General features: G+C 70.1%; 28 protein-coding genes. 7 read left to right on the top strand and 21 right to left on the bottom strand.

All coding sequences use genetic code 11. The features are described from left to right. Positions 1-47 precede the first annotated feature (47 nt). The 7 genes from ACFZDA_RS38300 to ACFZDA_RS38270 all read right to left on the bottom strand — a co-directional run bounded on the left by ACFZDA_RS38300 (position 48) and on the right by ACFZDA_RS38270 (position 4,394). Entirely contained in the window at positions 48-149 is a 102-nt protein-coding gene (locus ACFZDA_RS38300) for a putative leader peptide (protein WP_391090588.1), read from the bottom strand. Between the two features lie 145 nt (positions 150-294). Next, positions 295-594: a DUF4229 domain-containing protein gene (locus ACFZDA_RS38295; protein ID WP_391090586.1), complete on the bottom strand. Its 300-nt coding sequence runs from the start codon at positions 592-594 to the stop codon at positions 295-297. A 108-nt stretch (positions 595-702) separates the two neighbouring features. Continuing rightward, complete coding sequence (locus tag ACFZDA_RS38290) at positions 703-1,227, bottom strand: GNAT family N-acetyltransferase (RefSeq protein ID WP_391090584.1); 525 nt, start codon at positions 1,225-1,227, stop codon at positions 703-705. A 32-nt stretch (positions 1,228-1,259) separates the two neighbouring features. After that, on the bottom strand, positions 1,260-1,913 hold the full coding sequence (locus ACFZDA_RS38285; RefSeq protein WP_391090582.1) for a UdgX family uracil-DNA binding protein: 654 nt from the start codon (positions 1,911-1,913) through the stop codon (positions 1,260-1,262). Positions 1,914-1,982: 69 nt separating this feature from the next. Then, positions 1,983-3,146, bottom strand: a complete 1,164-nt coding sequence (mqnE, locus tag ACFZDA_RS38280; protein WP_391090580.1) for an aminofutalosine synthase MqnE — start codon at positions 3,144-3,146, stop codon at positions 1,983-1,985. Between the two features lie 37 nt (positions 3,147-3,183). Next, positions 3,184-3,639 carry an Lrp/AsnC family transcriptional regulator gene (locus ACFZDA_RS38275; RefSeq protein ID WP_059424549.1) on the bottom strand — a complete coding sequence of 152 codons (456 nt, stop codon included), beginning with the start codon at positions 3,637-3,639 and terminating at the stop codon, positions 3,184-3,186. Between the two features lie 68 nt (positions 3,640-3,707). Next, positions 3,708-4,394, bottom strand: a complete 687-nt coding sequence (locus ACFZDA_RS38270; RefSeq protein WP_391090578.1) for a UbiX family flavin prenyltransferase — start codon at positions 4,392-4,394, stop codon at positions 3,708-3,710. Between the two features lie 90 nt (positions 4,395-4,484). On the opposite strand from ACFZDA_RS38270, the gene ACFZDA_RS38265 reads away from it, so the two are divergent. Continuing rightward, entirely contained in the window at positions 4,485-5,090 is a 606-nt protein-coding gene (locus ACFZDA_RS38265) for a rhomboid family intramembrane serine protease (protein ID WP_391090576.1), read from the top strand. On the opposite strand, the gene mqnP is transcribed toward ACFZDA_RS38265, so the two are convergent. Then, positions 5,080-5,982, bottom strand: coding sequence for a menaquinone biosynthesis prenyltransferase MqnP (mqnP, locus tag ACFZDA_RS38260; RefSeq protein ID WP_391090574.1), 903 nt, complete (start codon positions 5,980-5,982; stop codon positions 5,080-5,082). The genes ACFZDA_RS38265 and mqnP overlap by 11 nt on opposite strands. After that, positions 5,979-7,430 carry a menaquinone biosynthesis decarboxylase gene (locus ACFZDA_RS38255; RefSeq protein ID WP_391090572.1) on the bottom strand — a complete coding sequence of 484 codons (1,452 nt, stop codon included), beginning with the start codon at positions 7,428-7,430 and terminating at the stop codon, positions 5,979-5,981. Before ACFZDA_RS38255 ends, mqnP begins: the two co-directional genes overlap by 4 nt. A gap of 69 nt (positions 7,431-7,499) precedes the next feature. Between ACFZDA_RS38255 and ACFZDA_RS38250 the strand changes: the two genes are divergently transcribed. The 3 genes from ACFZDA_RS38250 (at position 7,500) to ACFZDA_RS38240 (ending at position 8,931) form a co-directional block, all read left to right on the top strand. Continuing rightward, positions 7,500-7,802, top strand: coding sequence for a PLDc N-terminal domain-containing protein (locus ACFZDA_RS38250; RefSeq protein ID WP_391090570.1), 303 nt, complete (start codon positions 7,500-7,502; stop codon positions 7,800-7,802). A 128-nt stretch (positions 7,803-7,930) separates the two neighbouring features. After that, positions 7,931-8,590 carry a DUF6232 family protein gene (locus ACFZDA_RS38245; RefSeq protein WP_391090568.1) on the top strand — a complete coding sequence of 220 codons (660 nt, stop codon included), beginning with the start codon at positions 7,931-7,933 and terminating at the stop codon, positions 8,588-8,590. Beyond that, positions 8,587-8,931: a hypothetical protein gene (locus ACFZDA_RS38240; RefSeq protein ID WP_391090566.1), complete on the top strand. Its 345-nt coding sequence runs from the start codon at positions 8,587-8,589 to the stop codon at positions 8,929-8,931. The genes ACFZDA_RS38245 and ACFZDA_RS38240 overlap by 4 nt, the downstream gene beginning before the upstream one ends. A gap of 1 nt (position 8,932) precedes the next feature. Here ACFZDA_RS38240 and ACFZDA_RS38235 read toward each other — a convergent pair whose 3' ends face one another. Next, complete coding sequence (locus tag ACFZDA_RS38235) at positions 8,933-9,046, bottom strand: DUF397 domain-containing protein (RefSeq protein WP_391090767.1); 114 nt, start codon at positions 9,044-9,046, stop codon at positions 8,933-8,935. Next, positions 8,994-9,953, bottom strand: coding sequence for a Scr1 family TA system antitoxin-like transcriptional regulator (locus ACFZDA_RS38230; RefSeq protein WP_391090564.1), 960 nt, complete (start codon positions 9,951-9,953; stop codon positions 8,994-8,996). The genes ACFZDA_RS38235 and ACFZDA_RS38230 overlap by 53 nt, the downstream gene beginning before the upstream one ends. 106 nt (positions 9,954-10,059) lie before the next feature. Between ACFZDA_RS38230 and ACFZDA_RS38225 the strand changes: the two genes are divergently transcribed. After that, a complete protein-coding gene (locus ACFZDA_RS38225; RefSeq protein ID WP_391090562.1) occupies positions 10,060-10,665 on the top strand; it encodes a hypothetical protein in 606 nt (201 codons plus the stop codon). A 51-nt stretch (positions 10,666-10,716) separates the two neighbouring features. Here the strand turns inward: ACFZDA_RS38225 and uvrA are convergent, their stop codons facing one another. Then, positions 10,717-13,218 (bottom strand): excinuclease ABC subunit UvrA, encoded by a 2,502-nt coding sequence (gene uvrA, locus ACFZDA_RS38220; protein WP_391090560.1) that lies wholly within the window; start codon positions 13,216-13,218, stop codon positions 10,717-10,719. Positions 13,219-13,299: 81 nt separating this feature from the next. On the opposite strand from uvrA, the gene ACFZDA_RS38215 reads away from it, so the two are divergent. Next, positions 13,300-14,061 carry a MerR family transcriptional regulator gene (locus ACFZDA_RS38215; protein WP_391090558.1) on the top strand — a complete coding sequence of 254 codons (762 nt, stop codon included), beginning with the start codon at positions 13,300-13,302 and terminating at the stop codon, positions 14,059-14,061. 20 nt (positions 14,062-14,081) lie between these two features. On the opposite strand, the gene ccsB is transcribed toward ACFZDA_RS38215, so the two are convergent. The 7 genes from ccsB to hemL form a co-directional block, all read right to left on the bottom strand. Then, complete coding sequence (ccsB, locus tag ACFZDA_RS38210; protein ID WP_391090556.1) at positions 14,082-15,164, bottom strand: c-type cytochrome biogenesis protein CcsB; 1,083 nt, start codon at positions 15,162-15,164, stop codon at positions 14,082-14,084. Beyond that, on the bottom strand, positions 15,161-16,903 hold the full coding sequence (locus tag ACFZDA_RS38205; RefSeq protein WP_391090554.1) for a cytochrome c biogenesis protein ResB: 1,743 nt from the start codon (positions 16,901-16,903) through the stop codon (positions 15,161-15,163). Before ACFZDA_RS38205 ends, ccsB begins: the two co-directional genes overlap by 4 nt. A 3-nt stretch (positions 16,904-16,906) precedes the next feature. Further along, positions 16,907-17,677, bottom strand: a complete 771-nt coding sequence (locus ACFZDA_RS38200; RefSeq protein ID WP_086563960.1) for a cytochrome c biogenesis CcdA family protein — start codon at positions 17,675-17,677, stop codon at positions 16,907-16,909. A gap of 13 nt (positions 17,678-17,690) precedes the next feature. After that, positions 17,691-18,347 (bottom strand): redoxin domain-containing protein, encoded by a 657-nt coding sequence (locus ACFZDA_RS38195; RefSeq protein WP_391090551.1) that lies wholly within the window; start codon positions 18,345-18,347, stop codon positions 17,691-17,693. Between the two features lie 66 nt (positions 18,348-18,413). Next, positions 18,414-19,703, bottom strand: a complete 1,290-nt coding sequence (locus ACFZDA_RS38190) for a hypothetical protein (RefSeq protein ID WP_391090549.1) — start codon at positions 19,701-19,703, stop codon at positions 18,414-18,416. A 133-nt stretch (positions 19,704-19,836) separates the two neighbouring features. Then, positions 19,837-20,538 (bottom strand): histidine phosphatase family protein, encoded by a 702-nt coding sequence (locus tag ACFZDA_RS38185; RefSeq protein ID WP_391090547.1) that lies wholly within the window; start codon positions 20,536-20,538, stop codon positions 19,837-19,839. Continuing rightward, positions 20,535-21,851, bottom strand: a complete 1,317-nt coding sequence (hemL, locus tag ACFZDA_RS38180) for a glutamate-1-semialdehyde 2,1-aminomutase (RefSeq protein WP_391090545.1) — start codon at positions 21,849-21,851, stop codon at positions 20,535-20,537. Before hemL ends, ACFZDA_RS38185 begins: the two co-directional genes overlap by 4 nt. A gap of 488 nt (positions 21,852-22,339) precedes the next feature. Between hemL and ACFZDA_RS38175 the strand changes: the two genes are divergently transcribed. Next, complete coding sequence (locus tag ACFZDA_RS38175) at positions 22,340-22,777, top strand: hypothetical protein (RefSeq protein WP_301983146.1); 438 nt, start codon at positions 22,340-22,342, stop codon at positions 22,775-22,777. Between the two features lie 421 nt (positions 22,778-23,198). On the opposite strand, the gene ACFZDA_RS38170 is transcribed toward ACFZDA_RS38175, so the two are convergent. Together ACFZDA_RS38170 and ACFZDA_RS38165 are read right to left on the bottom strand one after the other, a co-directional pair. After that, a complete protein-coding gene (locus tag ACFZDA_RS38170) occupies positions 23,199-24,683 on the bottom strand; it encodes an aldehyde dehydrogenase family protein (protein WP_391090543.1) in 1,485 nt (494 codons plus the stop codon). Positions 24,684-24,749: 66 nt separating this feature from the next. Next, positions 24,750-25,056 (bottom strand): ABC transporter permease (locus ACFZDA_RS38165; protein WP_391090541.1); only part of this gene is annotated, 307 nt, incomplete at its 5' end.

The raw sequence follows: 25,056 nt of genomic DNA, 5'->3' as shown, positions 1-25,056 counted from the left end.
TGGGGGACGCGTAGGGACTGACGTGGGAAGGCGGGGGTTGCGTTACGTCAGGGACGGCAGATTGCGGACGCGCACCGACAGAGATCCACGTGCAGGCGCGCCACGAGCAGAACGCTCGGGGGCATGGAGGGCGCGACTGCTGACTTCATGACATCAACCTTAACACCTGAACTTTGAGGACCTCAAAGCCTGGCTTTGACAGGCGGAAACGTAATGTCACCCACACATGACAAAGCGCCCCGTTTCCGAGCAAGTACGGAAACGGGGCGCTGTACGCCGGTATGTGCGGGGCCTTTACGAGGTCTGCCCCTGCGCCCGGGACGATTCGTCGGCGACGTCCTCCTGGTTGCGGTTGGCCTCCAGGTTGGCCTTCATCCGGTCCACCCGCCGCACGATCTGCACGGACGCCCGGTCCCGCTCCTTGCGCAGCACGACGAAACTGATCGGCGCGGAGAACACCAGGGCGAGCATGATGATCCACAGGCCGTTGCTGGCGCCGAGACCGCGCGGGGCGAGGCCGGAGTAGACGAGGCCCCAGACGACCACGAGGCAGCCTGCGAAGATGCCGAGGCGCATCAGCGTGTAGCGGAGCATCTCAATCCACTCTTCCGGTTCGAACGGCCAGAACGCACCCAAACGGGCACCGTCCAGTGAAGCACGCCGGGCAGCCGATCTTGCAGGGGGGTACGGGGGCCGAGGGGTTCAGTTCAGCGGCAGCAGCATGAAGATGTCGTCCCGGTCGTCACCGGGCGCCACCCGGATCGCGCCGGGGATGCGGCCGACCTCCTTGTAGCCGCAGGACTCGTAGAAGCGCTCCAGGCCGAGGCCGCCCCGGCAGGTGAGCCGGATCGCCTCGATGCCGTCGAGGCCACGCGCCGCGTCCGCCGCGGCGGACAGCAGGTCACGCCCGTACCCCTTGCCCTGGTGACGCGGATGCACCATCACCGTGTAGAGCCACAGCCAGTGCGTCATGAGGTGGTGCGTGTTGAGGGTGAGGAAGGCGGTCGCCGCGACGCGCCCCTCCTCGTCGTGCCCGACGAGCAGCCTGACCTGCCCCTTGGCCATCGACGCGAAGTGCCGCGTCAGCCAGGGCCGGATGTCCTCCGGCGTCACCGGCGGCACGAAGCCGACGGCACCGCCCGCGTTGGAGACGTCGGCCCACAGGTCGAGGATGCCGTCACGCAGGTCGGGCGTGACGGCGGGGTCGAAGGTGAAGGTAAGGGGCATGGACGGATTGTAGCTATTACCGGAGAGGGTAGCTATGCCGCCAGTACCCGCGCCGCCACTTTCAGGTCCGACAGCAGCCCCCGGTACGCCGCCTCCCGGTCGTCCGCCCGCAGCACCGACGACGGATGCACCGTCGGCACCAGCCGCTCCGGCCGGCCGTGGATCTCCTCCTCCAGCACTGTGCCCCGCACCTGCGTGACCCGGAAGGAGGACCCGAGCAGCGCCTTCCCGGCGGTGGCCCCGAGTACGACGATCAACTCCGGCTCCACGACCGCGAGCTCGGCGGCCAGCCAGGGGCCGCACGCGGTCATCTCACGCAGGCTGGGCGCCTTGTGGATCCGGCGCTTGCGCGGCTCGGCCCGGGTGAACTTGAAGTGCTTGACCGCGTTGGTGACGTAGGCCTCGGAAGGATCGATGCCCGCCTCCTCCAGAGCCCGGTCCAGAAGCCGCCCGGCGGGCCCGACGAACGGCTTCCCCTGCCGGTCCTCCTGATCCCCGGGCTGCTCCCCCACCAGCATGACGCGAGCGTCCTCGCTCCCGGCCCCGAACACGGTCTGGGTGGCGTCCCGATGCAGCGGACACCCCCGGCACCCGGCCGCGGCCCGCCTCAGGGCGGGCAGCCCACCGCGCTCAGGAACAAACGGTTCAGCGGTATAGGCGTCCTCAGGCGCCTTGATGGCAACCATGCCGGCCGAGTACCCACCTCAGGAGCGCGGGGAACTGCGCGACCAGCCCCCACGCACCCGCACCGGGAATCACACGCGCATCGGCTGCGGCGACTCCCGACGCTCCGGGTCAGGCCCCTCGTACTCCCGAATGATCTCGTACCGGGTATTGCGCTCCACCGGCCGGAACCCCGCATCGCGAATGAGATCCAGCAGGTCCTCACGGGTCAGCTTGTTCGGCGTACCGAAGTTGTCCGCATCATGCGTGATCTTGTACTCGACGACCGACCCGTCCATGTCATCGGCGCCGTGCTGCAACGCCAACTGCGCGGTCTGCACACCGTGCATGACCCAGAAGACCTTCACATGCGGCACGTTGTCGAACAGCAGCCGCGACACCGCGAAGGTCTTCAGCGCCTCCGCCCCCGTCGCCATCTGCGTGCGCGCCTGAAGGCGATTGCGCACCTTCCCGTCCTGCATGTCGACGAAGTCGTGCTGGTACCGCAGCGGGATGAAGACCTGGAAACCCCCGGTCTCGTCCTGCAGCTCACGCAGCCGCAGCACATGGTCCACCCGGTGCCGGGGCTCCTCGATGTGGCCGTACAGCATCGTGCAGGGGGTCTTCAGACCCTTCTCGTGCGCGAGCCGGTGGATGCGGGACCAGTCCTCCCAGTGGGTCCGGTGGTCCACGATGTGCTGCCGGACCTCCCAGTCGAAGATCTCCGCACCGCCGCCGGTCAGCGACTCCAGACCCGCGTCGATCAGCTCGTCCAGGATCTCGGACGCGCTCATCCCGGAGATGGTCTCGAAGTGGTGGATCTCGGTCGCCGTGAAGGCCTTCAGCGAGACGTGCGGCAGCGCGGCCTTCAACTCCCGCAGCGAACGCGGGTAGTAGCGCCACGGCAGGTTCGGGTGCAGCCCGTTGACGATGTGCAGCTCGGTGAGGTTCTCGCCCTCCATCGCCTTGGCGAGCTTGACGGCCTCCTCGATGCGCATCGTGTACGCGTCCTTCTCCCCCGGCTTGCGCTGGAAGGAGCAGTACGCGCAGGAGGCCGTGCACACGTTGGTCATGTTGAGGTGACGGTTGACGTTGAAGTGCACGACGTCGCCGTTCTTGCGGGTACGCACCTCGTGCGCGAGGCCGCCGAGCCAGGCCAGGTCGTCCGACTCGTACAGCGCGATGCCGTCCTCACGGGTCAGCCGCTCACCGGCCCTGACCTTTTCCTCCAGCTCGCGCTTGAGCCCGAGATCCATGCCCACACCTTTCTACGACGACGTCCCAACCGTACGACTACGCCTCTTCGGGCAGCTCCCCGACCCGGTTCTCCCACTTCGTGGAGAGCACGATGGTCGTACGCGTCCGCGACACACCCTTGGTGCCGCTGAGCCGCCGGATGATCTTCTCCAGGCCGTCCACGTTCTCCGCCCGCACCTTGAGCATGTACGAGTCGTCGCCCGCGATGAACCAGCAGTCCTCGATCTCCGAGAGGTCCCGCAGCCGCTGGGCCACGTCCTCGTGGTCGGTGGCGTCGGAGAGCGAGATGCCGATGAGGGCGGTGACGCCGAGGCCGAGCGAGGCGGCGTCGACGGTGGCCCGGTAGCCGGTGATGACACCGGCCGCCTCCAGCCGGTTGATGCGGTCGGTGACGCTGGGCCCCGACAGTCCGACGAGGCGTCCCAGCTCCGCGTAGGAGGCCCGGCCGTTCTCCCTCAGGGCCTGGATGAGCTGCCTGTCCACCGCGTCCATTGCGATCGAAGCCTTCCGCTGAAGTTGTCTGAAAAGTCTGTGGTTGTGATGACGTACAGGGGTGTGGCTCACTCGTCGGCGTGTGATCCGCCGCCGAGCTCACCTTGCCAACGGCGGTACAGCCGGTGCGGCACGCCCGCCGCGTCGAGGACGCGTCCGGCGACGAAGTCCACCAGGTCCTGGATGTGCGTCGCGCCCGCGTAGAAGCCGGGTGAGGCGGGCACGACGGTCGCGCCGGCGTCGTCGAGGGCGACCAGGTGGCGCAGGGTCTGGCCGTTCAGCGGGGTCTCGCGTACGGCCACGACCAGGGGGCGGCGCTCCTTCAGGGTCACGCTCGCCGCCCGCTGCAACAGGTCCTTGGACAGCCCGAGCGCGACCCCGGCCACGCTCGCGGTCGAGGCGGGCACGATCAGCATGCCCTGGGTGGGGTACGACCCCGAGGAGGGCCCGGCGGCCAGGTCGCCGGCGCTCCAGTGCCGTACGGCGCCGATGTCCACGGAGAATGTGCCGGGCTTGCCGTCGGCGCCCCGGGACAGCCATTCCCGCAGGTCGTCCTGCCAGTGGGCGTCCCGGAAGGAGATCCCGGTCTCGTCGAGCAGGGTGAGGCGGGAGGCCCGGGACACCACGAGGTCCACGCTTTCACCGGCGGCGAGGAGGGCCCGCAGCACGGCAGCGGCATACGGGGTGCCGGAGGCGCCGGACACCCCTACGATCCAAGGCGTACGCGGTGTCTCGCCTGGCTTGACTGGGTTCACAACACCGAGCCTATCCGGCGTCGCAGGGTGGGAACCGGCCAAGGGGGGCGAGGCGTTCCCCGGAGGGACGAGCGAGCACTGGGGGTCGCCATGGCGGGTACCGCATCCGGTTGGTCACGGAGCGACCGCGCGAGGGCCGCGGGCAAGCTGATGCTGGCCTGGGTGGCGCTGCTGTGGCTGCTGGAAGTGGTGGACGTGGTCAGCGGCCACGCGCTGGACGGCCTCGGGGTCACGCCGCGCGTGCCGTCCGAGCTGGTCGATGTCGTCCCGTCGGCGTTCATCCACTTCGGCTTCGCCCATCTGGCCGCGAACACGGTGCCGCTGCTGGTCCTCGGCTTCCTCGCCGCGCTGGCGGGCCTGCGGCGTTTCCTGCTGGTCTGCGCGCTGATCGTGCTCGTCGACGGCCTGGGCGTCTGGCTCATAGCCCCGGCGCACACCAACACGGCGGGCGCCTCCGGCCTGATCTTCGGCCTCTTCGGCTTCCTCCTGGTCAGCGGCTTCATCGAGCGCCGCCCCTGGGGCATCCTGGCCGGCGTCCTGATCGCCGCGATCTGGGGCGGCTCGATCCTGGCGGGCCTGGCCCCCACCCAGACGGGCGTCAGCTGGCAGGGCCACCTGCTGGGCCTGCTGGCGGGAGTGGCGGCGGCGTTCGTCTTCCGCCGCCCGCGGGCCACGCCGCCCGCACTCACACCGTGAGGCCGCGCACCAGCAGGTCCAGCAGCGCGCACACGAACAGGGCGATGCCGATGAAGCCGTTGACGCTGAAGAACGCGCGGTTCACTCGGGACAGGTCGTGGGGGCGGACGATGGTGTGTTCGTAGAGGAACGCGGCGGCGACGATCAGCAGGCCCAGCCAGAAGAAGGCGCCGGCGCCGGTGGCCAGGGCGTACCAGACGAACAGGGCCGTCGTGAGGGCGTGGCAGACCCGGGCGCCCCGGACCGCCGCCGGGATGCCGAAGCGGGCCGGGACGGACATGACGCCGATCTCGCGGTCGGTCTCGACGTCCTGGCAGGCGTAGATCAGGTCGAAGCCGCCGATCCAGATGCCGACGGCGAGACCGAGGAGCACCGCGTCCCAGGACCAGGAGCCCGTGATGGCCAGCCAGCCGCCGACCGGGCCCATCGACTGCGCGAGGCCCAGGATGGCCTGCGGGAAGTTCGTGAACCGCTTGCCGTACGGGTAGACCACCATCGGGATCACCGCGATGGGGGCCAGCGCCAGGCACAGCGGGTTGAGCAGGGCCGCCGCGCCGAGGAAGACGACGAGGGCGATCAGGGCCCCGGTCCAGGCGTGCCGGACCGACATCGCGCCCGTCACCAGTTCGCGGTGCGCGGTGCGCGGGTTACGGGCGTCGATCTCCCGGTCGATGATCCGGTTGACCGCCATCGCGAAGGTCCGCAGCCCGACCATGCAGATGGTGACCAGCAGCAGCCGCCCCCAGTGGACGTTCTTGTCCCACTGGTACATCGCGGTGAGCGCGGCGATGTAGGCGAAGGGCAGCGCGAAGACCGAGTGCTCGATCATCACCAGCCGCAGGAACGCCTTCGTGCGTCCCGGCTGGGGGATCGCGGCGGAAGCGGACGTCACAGGCCGTACTCCTTCCAGCGGCGGTCCACCTTCGCCGCCGTCTCGGGATCGGACTCCACCATGTCGGGCCAGCCGCCGTCGCGCGTGTAGCCCTCCTCGGGCCACTTCCTCGTCGCGTCGATCCCGGCCTTGCCGCCCCAGAACTGCTGGTAGGAGGCGTGGTCGAGGTGGTCGACCGGCCCCTCGACGACGCTCAGGTCGCGGGCGTAGTCCGTGTTGCCGAGCGCCCGCCAGGCGACCTCGTGCAGGTCATGGACATCGCAGTCGGAGTCGACGACCACGATCAGCTTGGTCAGCGACATCATGTGCGCGCCCCAGACGGCGTGCATGACCTTCTGCGCGTGCTTCGGGTACTTCTTGTCGATCGAGACGATCGCGCAGTTGTGGAAGCCGCCCGCCTCCGGCAGGTGGTAGTCCACGATGTCCGGCACGATGATCTTCAGCAGCGGCAGGAAGAAGCGTTCCGTCGCCCGGCCGAGCGGTCCGTCCTCCGTCGGGGGCCTGCCCACGACGATCGACTGGAGCAGGGGGCGCTTCCGCATCGTCACGCAGTCGATCTTCAGCGCGGGGAAGGGTTCCTGCGGCGTGTAGAAGCCGGTGTGGTCGCCGAAGGGCCCTTCGGGCAGCATCTCGCCCGGCTCCAGCCAGCCCTCGATGACGACCTCCGCCTGCGCCGGCACCTGGAGCGGCACGGTCTTGCAGTCGACCATCTCGATCCGCTTGCCCGCGAGGAACCCGGCGAACAGGTACTCGTCGATGTCCCCGGGCAGCGGAGCCGTGGAGGCGTACGTCACGGCGGGCGGGCAGCCGAAGGCGATCGCGACCGGCAGCCGCTCCCCGCGCCGGGCCGCCACCTGGTAGTGGTTCCGGCTGTCCTTGTGGATCTGCCAGTGCATGCCGATCGTGCGCCGGTCGTGGCGCTGGAGGCGGTACAGCCCGAGGTTGCGGATGCCCGTCTCCGGGTCCTTGGTGTGGGTGAGCCCCAGGTTGAAGAACGACCCGCCGTCCTTCGGCCAGGTGAACAGGGCCGGGAGCTGGTCCAGGTCGACGTCGTCCCCGGTCAGGACAACCTCCTGCACCGGGCCGTCCTTCACCTTCTTCGGCGGTACGTGGGTCATCGCGCCGAGCTTCCCGAAGGCCTCGCGCACGCCGACGAACCCGTGTGGCAGCTCGGGCTTCAGCAGCCCGCCGATCCGCTCCGAGATCTCGCCGTACGACTTCAGGCCCAGCGCCTTCAGCAGGCGCCGGTCCGTGCCGTACACGTTCATCGCGAGCGGCATGCGCGACCCGCGTACGTTCTCGAAGAGCAGGGCGGGACCGCCGGACTTCTGCACCCGGTCGACGATCTCCCCGACCTCCAGATACGGGTCGACCTCGGCCTTGATGCGCTTGAGGTCGCCCTCGCGCTCCAGAGCCCTGAGCAGCGAGCGAAGATCGTCGTAAGCCATGCGGTCCAGTATCCCCGAGCGGCTACCCTGGCCCTGAACCGCCCACCCGCTTTCGCTGAGAGGCCGCGCATGCTCCGGGTACTGATGTTCCTCGTGCCGCTGGCGCTGAGCGTGTACGCGTTCATCGACTGCATCAGCACGAAGGACGACGAGATCCGGCACATGCCCAAGCCGCTGTGGGCGATCCTCGTGCTGCTGTTCCCGCTCGTCGGCTCGATCTCCTGGCTCATCGCGGGCAAGAGGCGGGGCGCCGCGGCGGGGGGCCGTCCGCGTCCCGGGCAGTGGGTGGCGCCCGACGACAACCCCGACTTCCTGAAGTCGCTCGACGAGGACAGGGACAAGGACGACGACCCGAGGCGCGACGAGTCCTGAGGGGGCGCGGGCGGCCCAAGTGTGCGGGGCTTGTGTGAAAGCACTTGCCCCCCGGAAACGCATGGTCGTCAATGGTGTTCACACAGTGACCGCTCTCACTGTGCCTTCACCAGCTCTCAGGGGGCTTCATGGAAACAGGACAGCCACCGGGGCAGTGGGACGTCCCACCCCCGCCCGCCACCCCGCCGCGTGCCATGACGGACATCGAACTGCGCGTCAGCAAGCGGCTGTTATGGGTCGGCACAGCGGCCTACCCGCTGCGGAACATCGCGCGGGTGTACACGTTCACCCTCCGTCCGAAGCGCAAGGAGGCGGTCTTCCGCTTCCTCGCACGCACCGGGATCATCCTGGCCGTGGCCATCGGCCTGTCGATCATCGCCGGCCTGATCTCCCTCGCGAACGAGGCCGGCGACAGCGGAGCGTCCCCCTACGAAGCTGATCCCTCCAGCGGCGGCAGCGGCAGCGGCAGCGGACTGATCATCTTCGTATGGGTCTGCTCCGGTGCGGCGCTGATCTACTTCTTCATCGAGATGCTCTCGGTGGTCACGGCGCCGTCCCACTACGTCCTCGCCATCGAGACGGCCGGCCCGTCCACCGCCATGGTCACCAGCCGGACCCCGGAGCACCTCGACCAGCTCGTGGGCTACGTGGCGGGCGCCCTGGAGAACCCCGACACCGAGTTCCAGGTGACGGTGGAGCAGCTCACCATCAACTCGCCCACCAACTACCACTTCGGTGACAACGTGAACATGTACGGCGGCAGCGGGAACGTGGGGATCGCGGCATGAGCGGCAACAACTACTACTACGGCGACAGCGTCAGCATGCACGGCGGCAGCGGCAACACGGGCATCGTGAAGAACGGGGCCACGGGCGAAACGGACCCCGCCCTGCGGCTGGCCCTGGCCGAACTGATCCGCGAAGTCCGGGAGTTGCGCGAGCAGCTGCCGCAACCGAGTGCGCAGCTCATCGACGAGTCCCTGCCGGTGCTGGCCGCGGACGCCGCGCCCGCGCAGGAGCGGCACCGTGCGCTGATGGCTGTCGCCGCGATCGCCTCGGCCGTCGGGGCCGTGGGCCAACCGGTGGCGGAGGCGGCCAACCGGATCCTGCAGATGCTGAGCGGGCAGTAGTTCAGCGCACGCCGGCGAGGAAAGCGGACCAGGCGGACCGGGTGACGAGCAGGACCGGTCCGTCAGGGGTTTTGCTGTCGCGGATGGGGACGACGCCGGGGGTATCGGGGGCGATTTCGATGCAGTTGCCGCCGTTGCCGTCGCTGTAGCTGCTCTTGACCCAGGTCACTGTGCCGAGCTCGTTCCGGTCCATAGTGCTCGTACCTCTCCATCGCCTCGTGGATCAGAGCGGCGGACTGGGGAGCTGACAGGGCGTCCGCCCTGAGCACATCATAGAACTGGTTATAGCGCTCATAGAGGGCTGGATCGTTGGTGAAGTGGCCACGGTTGAGGGACTCCGAATAGAGCCACTGGCGCCCTTCGGGCAGCGTGATCAGGGACATGGAGCCACTGGGACGAACGATTTCGAGGGGACCTGCGGGCGCGACCTGGATACGGATGTTGGGGCGCTGCGCGACGCTGAGCAAGTGCGCGTACTGGTCCCGCATGACAGCCGGACCACCGACCACGTTGCGCAAGCAGCTCTCGTCGAGGACGACGATGTACAGCGGACCGCCATCGGCGAGGAAACGCTGCTGTCGACTCATCCGGGCTCGGACTCGCTCCTCCAGCTCCGCCCCCCTCACGTAGCGCGAGGACAGCGCCCGAGCGTAGTCCGACGTCTGTAACAACCCCGGGATGACACGCTCCTGGTACTCCCGCAGGGTCACGGCCTCCTCGTCCATCTCCGCCCGCCGCCGAAACCAGTCCGGATGCTCCACCTGCGGATACCAGTCGATCCGCCCCCACAACCGCAGCAACACCCCACCCGTGCCGAGAAGCTCGTCGCACTTCTTGGCGAAACTCTCCTGCGGAACCCTCGTGCCCGCCTCCACCCGCGCCACATGCGAGCGGTCGCACGGGATCTGCCTCGCCAGCGCCTCCTGCGTGAGCAGCGCCGCCTCGCGGAAATGCCGCAGCACCTCTCCGAACACGGCCGCCGTGCTCGCCCCTGACTCCGCCCCGCCGTTGCGTCGGCTCACGGCCATCCCCCTCCGTGACAGTGCACCGGTGTCACACGCCAAGCATTGAACCGGACTGTTCCCCTGCGCAACGCTCTGTACACCCAGAGTTACGGAGGTGCACGGAATGGAACCGGGAACGCTCGTCTACGACCCTGCGACGCGCAAGGTCGGCGAGTACCAGGACAGAACCGGCCCGTATGTGATGCTGCGCCCGGTCGGCGGCGGCCGGGAGTGGCAGGCGGACCCGGCGCGGATCCGGGTGGCCACCCTGGAGGAACGGCTCAGCGCGGGCGTACGCGCGGCCAACGACCGTTCCAGGGAAGGGCTGTCAGCCGGTCCGAGCCGGCCCCCCGCGCCCGTGCCGGGATGCGCGACGTGTGAGGAACTCGGCGTCCGCCGGGACAAGGCGCGGGCCGCGTTCGACGGGAGTGCCGTGACGGACGCGAACGTGCTGCTGCGTCAGCACCAGAGGCAGGAGCACGGCGGGGAACCGGCGGGGCGCCGGATCTTCCGGTACGTGCCGTACTCGATCGTGCAGGACGCGTCGGCGCTGCCGGAGTACCAGGCGTACTGCGTCTCGGGAGAGGAGGAGGACTGCGGGGCGAGTTCGGGGCCGCGCCAGGCCCCGGCCGAGGTGGAGGAGTGGCAGCGCAGGCACACCCAGGAGACCCGGCACCTGCGCTACCGCCGCAGCTTCGCCGACTACGCGGTGCTGGAGAGGCAGGGCTGACGGGGCACGACGCCGCCGAGGAAACGGGCGATCCCGAGAGCCCTGCGCAGGTCACCCAGCCAGAAACCCGCCGGTCCGGGACGCCCGCGCGGCCGCCACCTCCCCCGGGGTCCCCTCGGCCACCACCCGGCCGCCTCCGGCCCCGCCGACCGGCCCGAGGTCGATCAGCCAGTCCGAGGCCCGCATGACGTCGACGTTGTGCTCGATGGTGAGGACGGAGTGCCCCGCGTCCACCAGCCGCTGGAGCACGTCCAGCAGTCGCGCGGAGTCCGCCGCGTGCAGACCGGTCGTCGGCTCGTCGAGGACGTAGAGGGTCCGGTCGGCGGCCCGGCGGCCCAGTTCCTTCGCCAGCTTGAGGCGCTGGGCCTCGCCCCCGGACAGTGTGGGCGCGGGCTGTCCCAGCGGCAGGTAGCCGAGGCCGACGTCCGCCATGCGCTGGAGTCGGGAGGCCACGCCGGGCACGTCCCGGAACACCCCGAGCGCCTCGTCCACCGTCGCCGCCAGCACCTCGGCTATGTCGTACCCCTGGTACCGCACGGCCAGCACCTCGGGCCGGAAGCGGCGGCCCTGGCAGGCCGGGCAGCGCACCTCCACGGCCGGGAGGAAGTGCATCCGCACGGTGAGCACGCCCGCGCCCTCACAGCGTTCGCAGCGTCCGCCGGGGACGTTGAAGGAGAACCGGCCCGCCGTCAGGCGTCCTTCGCTGCTCGCGGCGAAGACCTCCCGGATCGGGGTGAAGACGTCCGAGTACGTCGCCGCGTTGGAGCGCGGGACGCGGCTGATGGGCTCCTGGTCGATGAGGACGGCCTTGGAGAGGTGCTCCCAGCCGTCGATGCCGTCGTGTTCGGCCGGGAGGTCCCCCGCCCCGTGGTAGTGACGGCGGGCGGCCCGGCCCAGGATGTCCAGCAGCAGCGTCGACTTGCCCGAGCCGGACGGGCCCGTGACCGTCACCAGGCGGTTCAGCGGGATCCGTACGGTCACGTCCTTGAGGTTGTGGGCCCGGGCCCCGCGGATCACGAGCGCCGAGGCGCTGTCGCCGCGGCCACGGGACGCGGGCGCGGGCAGCCGGCCCGACAGATACGCGCCGGTCACCGAGGACTCGGCGCGGGCCACCTCCTGCGGCGTCCCGGCCGCCACGATCCGGCCGCCGTCCCGGCCCGCCCCCGGGCCGACGTCCACCACGTGGTCCGCCGCCCGCAGCACGTCCAGGTCGTGCTCGACGACCAGCACGGTGTTGCCCAGGTCGCGCAGCCGGCGCAGGACACCGATCAGACGGGCGGTGTCCGAGGGGTGCAGGCCGATGGTCGGCTCGTCGAGGACGTACAGCACGCCGGTCAGGCCCGAGCCGAGCAGGGCGGCCAGCCGCAGCCGCTGCGTCTCCCCGGCGGAGAGGCTCGGCGTGGACTGGTCCAGGCTGAGGTAGCCGACTCCGACGTCCACCAGGCGCCGTACCCGCTCCTCCAGGTCGGCGACGACCGGCTCCACGAGCAGCCACTCCTCCCCGGCCGAGCCCTCCTTCAGGCCGGCCAGCCAGCCGTCGAGGTCGGTGAGGGGCAGGCGGGCCGCCTCGACGATCGTCAGTCCGCGCACGGTCACCGCCCGGCTCTCGGGCCGCAGCCGGGTGCCCTCGCACTCCCCGCAGGGCTGTTTCACCAGGCCCTGCTTCTCGGCCCGTTCGCAGTACTCGGGGTCGTCGGCGCGCTCCGTGTAGCGGCGCAGCAGCGCGGTCGCGACCCCCTCGAAGCGGCCCGTCGCCACGGTCGTCGGCGCCGCCACCGACGGGAAGTGCCGCCGGAACTCGGGGCTTTCGACGCCGTGGACCAGCAAGTCCCGCTGCGGCTCGCCCAGTTCGTCGACCGGGAGGTCCGCATCGAAGGTGAAGCCGTAGTGGCGGGCGGCGGCCCGCAGCGCGGTGAGGTTCCATTCGGTGAGCTTGGGGTTCCAGCCGCGTACCGCCCCCTCGGCCGGCGAGCGGGAGCCGTCGACCAGGCGCCGTACGTCGGGCCGGATGACCTCGCCGAGGCCGGTGCAGGACGGGCAGGCGCCCGCGGGCTTGTTGAAGGAGAAGGAGCCCATCACCAGCTCGGGCACGAGCGTGCCGCAGTGCGGGCAGGGGATCCGCTCGCCCTCGGCGTCGTCGTCGGCCGCGGCGGCCCCGGCGGCGTTGGCGTACGACGGCGGGATGCTCTTGCCGCAGCCGGGGCAGGGGCGGGTCCCGATCCGCGACCACAGCAGCCGCAGGTAGGTGAACACCTCGGTGACCGTGCCGACCGTGGAGCGCGGGCTGCGGTTGGTGAGGTGCTGGTCGACGCTGATGGACGGGGACAGGCCGCTGATGGAGTCGACGGCGGGTTTGCTGACGAAGCCGGTGACCATGCCCAGCGACTCCAGGTACTGCCGCTGGCCCTCCTGGTGGAGGGTGTCGAAGGCGAGCGTGGACTTGCCGGAGCCGGACAGGCCGGTCAGGACGACCAGCTTGTTCTTCGGCAGGGAGAGGGAGACGTTCTTGAGGTTGTGTAGGCGGGCGCCGGTGACCCGGATGCTGTTGTCCATTCCTTCAAGTCTTCCATTGAAGTGCAGCGTTGAGACTTTTCGGGCACTGACGCCGGGTGCTCTGCCGTAACCTTCAAATCGATGACCAACGAACGCCGTTACCGCCCCGTCGACCTCGCACGGCTGGCCGGTGTCTCGACGCAGCAGATCCGCAACTACGAGGACGCCGGAGTGCTGCCGCCCGCCGGGCGGACCGCGTCCGGCTACCGCGTCTTCACCGACACGCACCGCGGCGCCCTGCTGGCGTACCGGGCCCTGCTGCGGGGGTACGGGCCGCAGACCGCGACAGGGATCATGCGCGCCCTGCACGACGACGTCCCGGGCGCGCTCGCCCTGGTCGACGCCGCGCACGCCGCCCTGCACGAGGAGCGGGTCTCCCTGCGGGCCGCGAGCGAGGCCCTGGAGCTGCTGGCGGCCGAACCGCCCGCCCCGCTGCCCCGGTCCGGGGGCTTGCGCATCGGGGAGGTGGCCGCGTTGCTGGGCGTACGGACGTCCGCGCTCCGGGTGTGGGAGGGGGCCGGGCTGCTCACGCCGAGCCGGGAGCGCGGGACGGGGTACCGGGTGTACGAACCCGCCGATGTGCGCGACGCCCGCCTCGTGCACACGCTGCGCCGCAGTCACTACCTCTTCGACCAGATCCGGCCGGTGCTTCAGGGGCTGCGGCGCGAGGGCAGCAGTGAGGCGCTGCGGGCGGCCGTGGCGGCGCGTGGTCAGGCGCTGACGGCTCGGAGCAGGGCCATGATCGAAGGCGCGGCTGCCCTCCACGCCCACCTCGACCGGCTCACCGCGGCCGGGACGACGACCGGATCGCCGGCAGCCGGGCCGGGCCCCTCACCCGTGTGACCGAGGCTTCCGCGGGAGCGCTACACGCCCGCGTAGGAGTGCTTGCCGGAGACGAAGATGTTCACGCCGTAGTAGTTGAACAGCCAGCAGCCGAAGGCGATCAGGGCCAGGTAGGCGGCCTTGCGGCCCTTCCAGCCGGCGGTGGCGCGGGCGTGCAGGTAGCAGGCGTAGGCGACCCAGGTGATGAAGGACCAGGTCTCCTTCGGGTCCCAGCCCCAGTAGCGGCCCCAGGCGTCGCCGGCCCAGATGGCGCCCGCGATGATCGTGAACGTCCACAGCGGGAAGACGGCCGCGTTGACGCGGTAGGAGAACTTGTCGAGGGAGGCGGAGGAGGGCAGCCGCTCCAGCACGGACGTCGCGAAGGTGCCGGGCGTGCCGCCGCTCGCGAGCTTGTTCTCGTAGGAGTCCTTGAAGAGGTACAGGATCGTGCCGACCGCGCCCACGTAGAAGACCGCGCCGCAGAAGATCGCCGTGGAGACGTGGATGTAGAGCCAGTACGAGTGCAGGGCCGGGACCAGCTGGTCGCTGGCGGTGTAGAGGACGGTGACCGCGAGGCCCAGGTCCAGCAGGACCGAGGTGATCAGGAACAGGCCCAGCCAGCGCACGTTCTTCTTCAGCGCCAGCAGCCCGAGGTACACACCGACGGCGACCGTGGAGAACGTGATGTTGAACTCGTACATGTTGCCCCACGGGGCCCGCTCCACCGAGGCCGCGCGGGCGATGACGCCGCCCAGCTCGATCAGGAAGGCGAGCACGGTGAGGGAGATGGCGATCCGGCCGTACAGGTCGCCCTGTTCGTCACCGCCGTGCGCCCCGGGCCCGTCCGGCACGTCCCGCTGCCCGGCCCCGGCCCGCACGGTGACCTTGGGCCGCTCCAGGACGGCGGTGCCGCCGGCCTGGTTGACGGTGACGGCGGGCGCCTTCTTCGCGTCGGCCGGCTTGGCGGTGAGTGCGGCGGCGGTCTTGGCGACCTTGCTGCGGCTGCCGAAGAGCCATTCGGCGATGTACGCGAAGAACGCCAGGGTGTAGACGGCCATCGCGGAGTAGATCAGCACATTGCTGATGTTCGCGAGGTGTTCGTTGGTGGCGGCGGCGAGAGTCACTTCTCAGCCCCTTCGGCAGGTACGGGGGTTGCGGTACCCGGCTCCTGGTCGGTGTCGGGGGAATCTGCGGGGTCGTCGGGGCCGGGCGCGGCCGGTGCCTGGTCGTAGAGGATCCCGGCGAGCTCGCCGAGTTCCTCGGGGACCTTGGCGGACTCGCTGCGGCCGAGGCCGGCCATCTCCACGACGGTGACGCCGTCGGCGCCCCGGACCGCGCGGACCCAGACGCGGCGGCGCTGGATGAACAGGGAGGCGGCGAGACCGCCGATGGCCGCGAGGGCCCCGGCGAGGGCCCAGCCGCCGCCGGGCTCCTGGACGACCTGGAAGCCGGCCCACTCCTTGACGTCCTTGCCGAAGGTGACCGAACCGGCGCCGTTCGGGAGCTTCATGGTCTCGCCGGGGCGCAGCAGCTTCTTGAACAGCTTGCCCTTGGAGTCCTTGAACTCCTTCATGTTGGTCTTGTCCATCTGGTACACGCTCTGCGGGATGCCGGAGTCGGCCCCCAGGTCGCCGTGGTAGGCGGACAGCGCGAGCAGCGGATGGTCCAGCGCGGGGAACTGCGACAGCATCGTGCCGCTGGCGGCGCCGCCGAAGGTCGGCACGAAGAACGCGTTGAAGCCGAGCTGTTCCTTCTTGCCCTGGGCGTTGCGGTAGCCGTCGAGGACCTTGACGACGCCGGAGGAGGTGACGTTGGCGTCGAGCGGCAGCAGCGGCACGGCGTCGTCGTAGACGACCCTGCCCGTGGCGTCGCGGACGGTGATGACCGGGGCGTAGCCGTGGCTGACGAGGTAGACCTTGGCGTCGCCGATCTGCAGCGGGTGGTTGACCTTGACGGTGGTCTTCTGGTCCTTGCCGTAGGGGCCGTCGCTGTAGGTGAGGTCGGCCTGGTAGAGGCGCGGGGTGCCCTTGTTGGGGCCGGTGCGCTCGTAGGTGCCGGTGAACTTCTTCAGGTTGAAGCTGAAGGGCACCAGGTCGTCGGAGGTGAAGAGGTTGCCGGACTTGAAGTCGTCGTACTGGGTGAGGGTGTTGGAGAAGCCGTCGCCCTCGACGACCAGCTTGTTGCCCTCGGACTTGTACAGCTGGCCCCAGGCGAAGGCGACCAGCAGCACGATGAGGGCGATGTGGAAGGCGAGGTTGCCCAGTTCGCGCAGGTAGCCCTTCTCGGCGGCGACGGCGTCACCGGCGAGGTGGGCGCGGAAGCGGCGCTTCTTCAGCAGGGCCAGGGCGGCGCTGCGGACCTGCTCGGGCTCGGCCGTGGTGCGCCAGGTGGTGTGGGCGGGCAGCCGGTTCAGCCGCCGGGGCGCGCGGGGCGGACGGCCGCGCAGCTGACCCACGAACTGCCAGGTGCGGGGGACGATGCAGCCGATGAGGGAGATGAACAGCAGGATGTAGACCGCGGAGAACCACACCGAGCTGTAGACGTGGAACAGGCCGAGCTTGTCGTAGACGTCCCCGAGGGTGGGGTGGGCCTTGCGGAAGTCGGCGACCTTCGTCTCGTCGGTGCCGCTCTGCGGGATGAGCGAGCCGGGGATCGCGCCGAGGGAGAGCAGCAGGAGCAGCAGCAGCGCGACCCGCATGGAGGTCAGCTGCCGCCAGAACCAGCGGAACCAGCCGATGACGCCCAGGGAGGGCAGGCCCGGCGCGTCCTCCGTGGGGGCGGTGGACAGCTGGGAGCCGGCGTCGCCCAGCTCCCGGTTCTCGGCGGCGGTCGGGGCCGGGTCGGAGGCGGTGGTCTTGCTCATCGATCAGATCCCCACAGTGAAGCCGTCGGACCAGACCTGCATCTCCTGCACGATGCGGTCCCAGGCGCCGGTCAGCAGCAGCAGACCGGTCACGATCATCATGGTGCCGCCGATCCGCATCACCCAGACGTAGTGGCGCTTGATCCACCCGAAGGCGCCGAGGGCCTTGCGGAACGCGACCGCGGCGAGCACGAACGGCACGCCCAGGCCCAGACAGTACGCGATGGTCAGTACCGCTCCGCGACCCGCGCTGCCCTGGTTCAGGGCGAGGGTCTGGACGGCGGCCAGCGTCGGGCCGATGCAGGGTGTCCAGCCGATGCCGAACAGCGCGCCGAGCACGGGGGCGCCGACGAGACCGGCGGCCGGCTTGCGGTGGAAACGGAACTCGCGCTGGGTGAGCCAGGGCATCAGGCCCATGAAGAAGACGCCCATGAGGATCATGAAGACGCCCAGCACCTTGGAGAGCACGCCGCGCTCCGCCTGGAGCGTCTGGCCGAAGTACCCGAAGAAGGCCCCGCCGGAGACGAAGACGGCCGTGAAGCCGAGCACGAACAGCGAGGCCCCGGCGACCATCCGGCCGCGCCGGGCCTCGGCCAGGTCGGTGCCGCTGACTCCGGTGACGTAGGAGAGGTAGCCGGGCACGAGCGGCAGCACGCAGGGGGAGAAGAAGGAGACGAGTCCACCGAGCAGGGCGATGGGCAGGGCCACCAGCAGGGCGCCGTTGAGCACCGTGCCGTTGGGGTCCGCTACCGCGGCGAGGGTGAGCGCGCTCACGTCACTACTCCGCTCACTTCTCGGCGACGACCGGCTTGAGCATCTTCACAAGCCGTTCCTCACTGAGGGCGGACAGCGAGCGGGCCGCGATCTTCCCGTCCCGGTCGAGGATCAGGGTGGAGGGGATCGCCTGCGGGTTGAGGGTGCCCCTGTCGAAGCGCAGCAGCAGCTTGCCGGTCGGGTCGTAGAGGCTGGGGTAGGTGATGTCCCAGTCCTTCTCGAAGGCGAGCGCGGCGCCGGTTGAGGTGTCGCGGGTGTTGATGCCGACGAACTGCACGCCCTTGCCGGCGTACTCCTTGGAGACCTTCGCGAAGTACTTGGCCTCGGCGCGGCAGGGGTTGCACCAGGACCCCCACACGTTGAGGACGACGACCTTGCCCTTGTAGTCGGCGACGTCGAGGGTCTTGCCGGCGATGGTCTTGCCGGACAGGTCGGGTGCCGGGGTGCGCTCGCCCCGGGCGACCGTGGCGATGCCGTCGGTGCCGGTGACGAAGTTGGTGTTGCCGCCCCCGCCGGAGGTGCCGCCGGAGCCGCACGCGGTGACGAGCAGCGCCGCCACGGCGGCACCGGCGGTCAGGGCGGCGCGGCGACGGACCCGGGTCGAGCGGGCCGTGCGGATCGAGCGGATCGAGCGGTTCGAACGCAGGGGGGCGCGGCTGGCGGCACTCATGTGAAAAGTTTCGCATGTCCGTTCCGAGGCTCTCGCCCACCCCCCTTGCGGGCGGAAAACCGCATTTCAGGCGGCGTTCTGGGAGGGCGTCCCGGCCCCCTGCGGGGTCTTCTCGACGAACCCCTTCCACCCACCGGCCGGTTGCTGCCCGACCTCCAGCGTGCGGAGCTTTTCGAGCACCTCGGGCTTCTGCACGTCCAGCCAGTCGGTGAACTGCCGGAAGGAGACGAGACGCACATCCGCGCCCTTCTCCTTCTCCCGCGCGATGTGCTTGAAGGCCTCTTCCACGGCGTCCATGTAGATGCCGCCGTTCCACTGCTCGAAGTGGTTGCCTATGAAGAGAGGCGCCCTGTTTGTCTCGTATGCCCGCTTGAATCCCTGAATGTACGCCTGGGCCGACTGCTGCCGCCAGCCCGGGTAGTTGTGCGCCGGGGCCTTGGTGGTGCTGATCGACTGGTTCGCCAGCATGTTGTAGTCCATGGAGAGGACCTCGAAGCCACGGCCGGGGAAAGGTATCTGCTGCAACGGCAGGTCCCAGATCCCCTGCCGCTTCACCGGCCAGACCTGACGGCCGCCGGGCGAGGAGGCGTCATAGCGCCAGCCCAGCTCGCGGGCGGTGGGCAGCAGGTTGTCCTGGCCGAGCAGACAGGGCGTACGGCCGCCGACGAGCTCCTTGTCGTAGTCGAACGGCAGCGACGGCATGTCGGTCCAGCCGGTGTTGGTGCGCCACTCCTTCACGAAGGACTTCGCCTGGTCGATCTCGCTGCGCCACTGCCGGGGCGTCCAGTTCTTGACCGAGCCGTAGGTCTCGCCGCAGAAGTGCCCGTTGAAGTGCGTGCCGATCTCGTGCCCCTCCAGCCAGGCCCGGCGGACGTTCTTCAGCGTCTCCTTGACGTGCTCGTCGGTGAGGTAGCCGATGTCGGAGGCGCCGCGCGGGTTGTTCGGCGGGTCGTAGAGGCGCTTCTTCGACTCGGGCAGCAGATACAGCCCGGACAGGAAGAAGGTCATGCTCGCGCCGTGCTCCTTGGCCAGGTCCAGGAAGCGCGGGAAGAGCCCGTTGCCGACCTCGCCGGCGCCGTCCCAGGAGAACACCACGAACTGCGGCGGGGTCTGGCCCGGCTCCAGCGGCTCGGGCTTCGCGGGCTGGTGGGGCTGCTTGCCGGTGTAGGCGGTGGAGCCGTCACCGATGGGCCGGGCGGCCGGCTTCGGCTTCGACCCGCCCTGGGCGGATTCCCCGGAACCGTCGGCATGACTGGACTCGTCCGACCCGGTGAGTCCGCCGCACCCGGCGAGGGAGACGGCGGCCGCGGCCCCCGCGCCGATCGAGAGCATTCCCCTGCGGGAGTAAGGGCGCATTGCATCCCCGTTCATCACGTTCTCTGGTGGTCACCCAGTCAGAGGTCGTGATGAACGGGGAGGTTCCGTTGATATTTGCAGATTCCGTAACGAAGGAGTCGTAAGCACACAGAAGAGGGCGGACGGAAAGGGCTTACGCGCCGAACGCCTTGGCCTTCCCCTTCACCGGCTTGGCGCCGGCGAGGAGATGCGCCGGGACGAGATCGCGGGCCGGCTCGGTGTAGCCGACGGAAACGATCCTGTCGCCCCGGTACGTGAAGGTCGTCAGCGAGGCCAGCGTGCACTGCCGCTTGCGCGGGTCGTGCCAGAGCCGCCGCCGCTCCACGTACGACCGCACGATCCAGATCGGCAGCTGATGGCTGACCACGACGGCCTCATGGCCCCGGGCCCGGTCCTTCGCGGCGCTCAGCGCGCTCGTCATCCGCACGACCTGGTCGACGTACGACTCGCCCCAGGACGGCCGGAACGGATTGACCAGGTGCTTCCAGTTGCCGGGCTTGCGCAGCGCCCCGTCCCCGACGCCGAACGTCTTGCCCTGGAAGATGTTCTCGGCCTCGATCAGCCGCTCGTCCGTCGCGAGGTCCAGCCCGTGCGCCTTGGCGATCGGCTCCGCCGTCTCCTGCGCCCGCTCCAGCGGGGAGGCGACGACGTACGTCACATCGCGGGACGCCAGGTGCTCGGCGACCCGGTCGGCCATGCGCCGACCCAGCTCGGACAGGTGGTAGCCGGGCAGCCGCCCGTAGAGGATGCCGTCCGGGTTGGCGACCTCGCCGTGCCGCACGACGTGGACGACGGTGAGGTCGCCGTTCGTGTCGTGGGTCGTCTCGCTGCTCATGCCGTGGCCTCCGCGGCGGCTCGGGCCGCCGCCGGGAGGGCGTCGGCGATCCGCTGCACGGCCCGCTCGTCGTGCGCGGCGGAGACGAACCAGGACTCGAAGGACGACGGCGGCAGGTAGACGCCGTCCGCGAGCAGCGAGTGGAAGAAGGCGGTGAAGCGGAAGGACTCCTGCGCCTTGGCGTCCTCGTAGTCGCGCACCGGCCGGTCGGTGAAGAACACGGAGAACATGTTGGAGGCGTTCTGCAGCGTGTGCGCGACGCCCTCCTTGGTCAGCGCCTCGCTGACGAGCCCCCGGATCTGCTGCGACGCGGCGTTGACCCGGTCGTAGGCGGCCTCGTCGAGCAGCCGCAGCTGGGCGAGTCCGGCCGCCGTGGCCACCGGGTTCCCGGACAGGGTGCCGGCCTGGTAGACGGGCCCGGCCGGCGCGAGGTGCGCCATCACGTCCGCGCGTCCGCCGAAGGCCGCGGCCGGGAAGCCGCCGCCCATGACCTTGCCGAAGGTCATGAGGTCCGGCCGCACGCCGTCGATCCCGTACCACCCCGCCCGGCTGGTCCGGAACCCGGTCATGACCTCGTCGGAGATGTAGAGGGCGCCGTGCTCGGCGCACAGGTCCTTCAGCCCCTGGTTGAAGCCGTCCGCGGGCGGTACGACGCCCATGTTGCCCGGGGACGCCTCGGTGATCACGCAGGCGATCTCGCCGGGGTGGGCGGCGAAGGCGGCGCGTACGGCGTCGAGGTCGTTGTAGGGCAGGACGACGGTGTCGCCGGCCTGGGCGCCGGTGACGCCGGGGGTGTCGGGGAGGGCGAACGTGGCGACGCCGCTGCCCGCCGCGGCGAGCAGCGAGTCGACGTGCCCGTGGTAGCACCCGGCGAACTTGATCACCTTGCTGCGCTGGGTGAACCCGCGCGCGAGCCGGATCGCGGACATGGTCGCCTCGGTGCCGCTGGAGACCAGCCGCACCTGCTCCAGCGGCTCGACCCGCGCGACCATCTCCTCGGCGAGCGCGACCTCGCCCTCACCGGGCGTACCGAACGACGTACCGCGGGCGACGGCGTCCTGCACGGCGGCGATCACCTCGGGGTGCGAGTGCCCGAGGATCATGGGCCCCCAGGAGCACACGAGGTCGACGTACTCCCTGCCGTCGGCATCGGTCAGATACGGCCCCTTGCCGGACACCATGAACCGCGGTGTGCCGCCGACGGCACGGAAGGCCCGCACCGGCGAGTTCACGCCACCGGGTGTGACGGCCGTCGCACGGTCGAACAGAGCCTGCGAGGCCGGTGCTTCATACGGATATGCCAGTTCGCTCATGACCTGCGACTTCTCCGACCTTCTCCGACGTCGTCGGGATCCGGGTGTGAGTGACCTGTTCAGGGTAGGACAGTGAGCCGCAACGGGTCCCCGGACCTCTGTCGTCTGCGAGACTGGGGCGTGATACACACAGCTCAAACGGCCCGGGGTGGTCGGAGGCTGCGAAGATCCTGCGGACAGATGTTTCAGCGCACGTTTCGGCGAGCGGCCGCGGGGGAGGTCACTGACACGATGATCGGGTTGCGCGGCGGGGGCGACGCGTCCTAGAAAAGCAGTCGGGTGGAGATATGCATCGCGGTGGCGGACTGGGCGAGGGGACTGATGACCTGGGTCCTCGGCGTGCCCGGCGGGGAAGGCACCGGCGCGAAGCGGAGGACACGCAGGAAGCACGTCAGACGCAGGGGCTGCCGAGTGAACCGGACCGGCTCGACCGCCGTACTGAACGCCGGATGGACGATCTTCGGACGGGGAGCAGGAATGGTGGTCGGGTGGGGGTGACGTACAAGTACTTCGGCGCGCCCGACGGGGCGACGGCGGCCCGCGTCCCGATCTCGATGCGTCCCGAGGAACTCGGCGGCGACGAGCTCGGTATGAACGGCATGTTCACGAAGATCAAGCCGGAGACCATGGCGGCGATGGTCCTCACGGGCATCGAGGGCGTCCCCCTGTACAAGGTCCCGCCCCTGGAACTGGTCGTCCTGCACCCCGACTACGCGGTGGTCAAACTCCCCATGACCGTCGTCGACCCCCTGCGGGGCATCGGCGAGGAGGCGGTGGGCGCGGCGGCCTTCATCTGGTCGACGGTCCCGGACCGGGGCGGGCCGCGGGACGCGTTCAATGTGTACCAACTGCTGCACGAGTGGCAGGACTTCAGCCATCGGTTGCATGAGGCGGGGCATCAGCCTTATTGCCTGGTGTGGCCCTGAGCTGGGGTTTCGTGAGGGGCGGGCGGGGTCTTCGGGCCTCGCCCTTTTGCTTGCCGGGGAGGGGCCGTCAGGTACCCGGGGCCGCGCCGCCGCGCGACCTACATGGGCCGCGCACAGGCCCGTCGCGACGGCTCGACGCCCTTGGCTTCGTCGGCGAGTTCGACGGTCTGCCGGTCCGGCTGTAGGCGCCCGCTTGCTGGGCGGTGCTGACACAGTCGAACTCGACGCCGATGTTTTTCGACGTTCCTGGCGATCAGGTCGTCGTCGGTGCTGGAGCGTGGGTCCGGGGAGCGCGGCCAGCCCGCCCACTTCGGTGGAGGAGGGGCAGGCTGACCTCGGCGCCGTACGACGCGAGCCGTGCGGTGCCTCATGTCCGGTCTGCGAACGCGGTGCAGCCGTTCGTGGTCTGCGTGAGGCTCGCTCAGGTGTGAAAGCCGGGCAGTGAAAGGTACTTGAGCTGCTGGTACTCGTGGAGGCCCTCGGGCCCGCCTTCGCGCCCCAGACCGGACTGCTTGATCCCGCCGAAGGGTGCCGCGACCTCGGAGACCAGGCCGCGGTTGATCGCGACCATTCCGGCCTGCAGACGGGCGGCGACCCGGCGGGCGCGGTCGATGTGGGACGTGATCACGTACGACGCGAGGCCGTGCTCGGTGTTGTTGGCCACCGCTATGCCCTCGGCTTCGGTGGAGAACCGGTGGATGGCGGCGACGGGTCCGAAGACTTCCTCGTGCATGATCTCGGCGTCGGCGGGGACGTGGTCCAGCACGGTCGGGGCAGCGTAGTGGCCCGGCCCGTCGGGGATGTCCGCCTGGGCGACGACGTGTGCCCCACGGGCCACGGCGTCCTCGATCAGGTGGCGGGCCTTGTCGACCGCCCGGTGGTCGGCCAGCGGGCCGAGGTCGGTGTCCTCCCGCTCCGGGGAGCCGACCCGGATGGCGGCGATCCGTTCGCCCAGCGCGGCGGCGAACGCGTCCGCGATCCCCTCCTGGACCAGGAACCGGTTGGCGCCGACACAGGACTGGCCGCCCAGCCGCATCTTCGCGATGATCGCTTCACGGACCGCGAGGTCGAGGTCGGCGTCGTCGAAGACCAGGAACGGCGCGTTGCCGCCCAGCTCCATCGAGGTGCGCAGCACCCGGGCACCGGCTTGCTGGAGCAGCAGCCTGCCGACCGGGGTGGACCCGGTGAAGGACAGCTTGCGCAGCCGTGGGTCGGCCAGCAGTGCCGTGGTGACCGCTGCCGCGTCGCTGCTGGTGATCACGGTCAGGACTCCTGCGGGCGCGCCGGCTTCACGCGCCAGCTCGCCCAGCACCAAGGAGGACAGCGGGGTGAGTTTGGCCGGCTTGAGTACGGCGGTGCAGCCGGCGGCCAGGGCGGCGGCGACCTTGCGGGCGGCCATGGCCAGCGGAACGTTCCACGGGGTGATCAGCAGGCAGGGCCCTACCGGTTCGGCGACGGTGACGATGTGGCTCCTGCCGTCCGGGGAGGGGGTGCTGCGCGCGTGCGGGCGGACCGCCTCCTCGGCGTACCAGCGGAAATAGGCCGCGGCGTAGTCGACCTCGCTGCGGGCTTCGGTGATCGTCTTGCCGATCTCCAGGGTGATGATCCGGGCCAGCCGCTCGCGGTGTTCGCTCATGGCGTCGGTGAGACGGTGCAGGACGTTCGCGCGGTCCCGCGGGCTGGTGAAGGCCCACTGGTCGGCGGCCGCGGCCGCCGCGTCCAGTGCTCGCACCGCGTCCTGCGCGTCGCAGTCGGCGACGGTGGCGATGACTTCCTCGGTCGCGGGGTTGCGCACCTCGAAGGTGCGACCTCCGGTGGCGGGTCGCCAGTCGTGGGCGAGGTAGCCACGGGGGACGGATTGAAGGGCTTCCGACTCCCCTGACGGAGCGGTGAGTGTGTCAGTCATGCGCATGGCTCTTTCGGTCTTGGCGGGATGGTGTGCCACGAGAGCACGGGCGTCGGGCGTTGGTGGTCACACGGTCTCGCCTGCGGGGTTGGCGACGCCTGCCGTGTTCTCGACCGAGAGCAGGGAGCCCTGCTTTCCGGAGCCGATCCAGCGCACCAGGGCCACCAGGCCCAGGGCGAGGATCGCGAAGGCGGTGAGCAGCGCGCTGACCGCGGTCACACTGGGGTCGATCTCGAAGGTGAGGGAGTTGTAGACCTGCACCGGCAGGGTGACGGTGTCGACGGAGGAGAGGAACTGGGAGATGTAGAACTCGTCGAAGCTGGTGATGAAGGAGAAGATCGCCGCCGCGATCATGCCGGGAGCGGCGAGGGGG

Source organism: Streptomyces sp. NPDC007991 (assembly GCF_042958445.1).
GTDB lineage: Bacteria > Actinomycetota > Actinomycetes > Streptomycetales > Streptomycetaceae > Streptomyces.
This window is presented reverse-complemented; position numbering and strand designations above follow the sequence as displayed.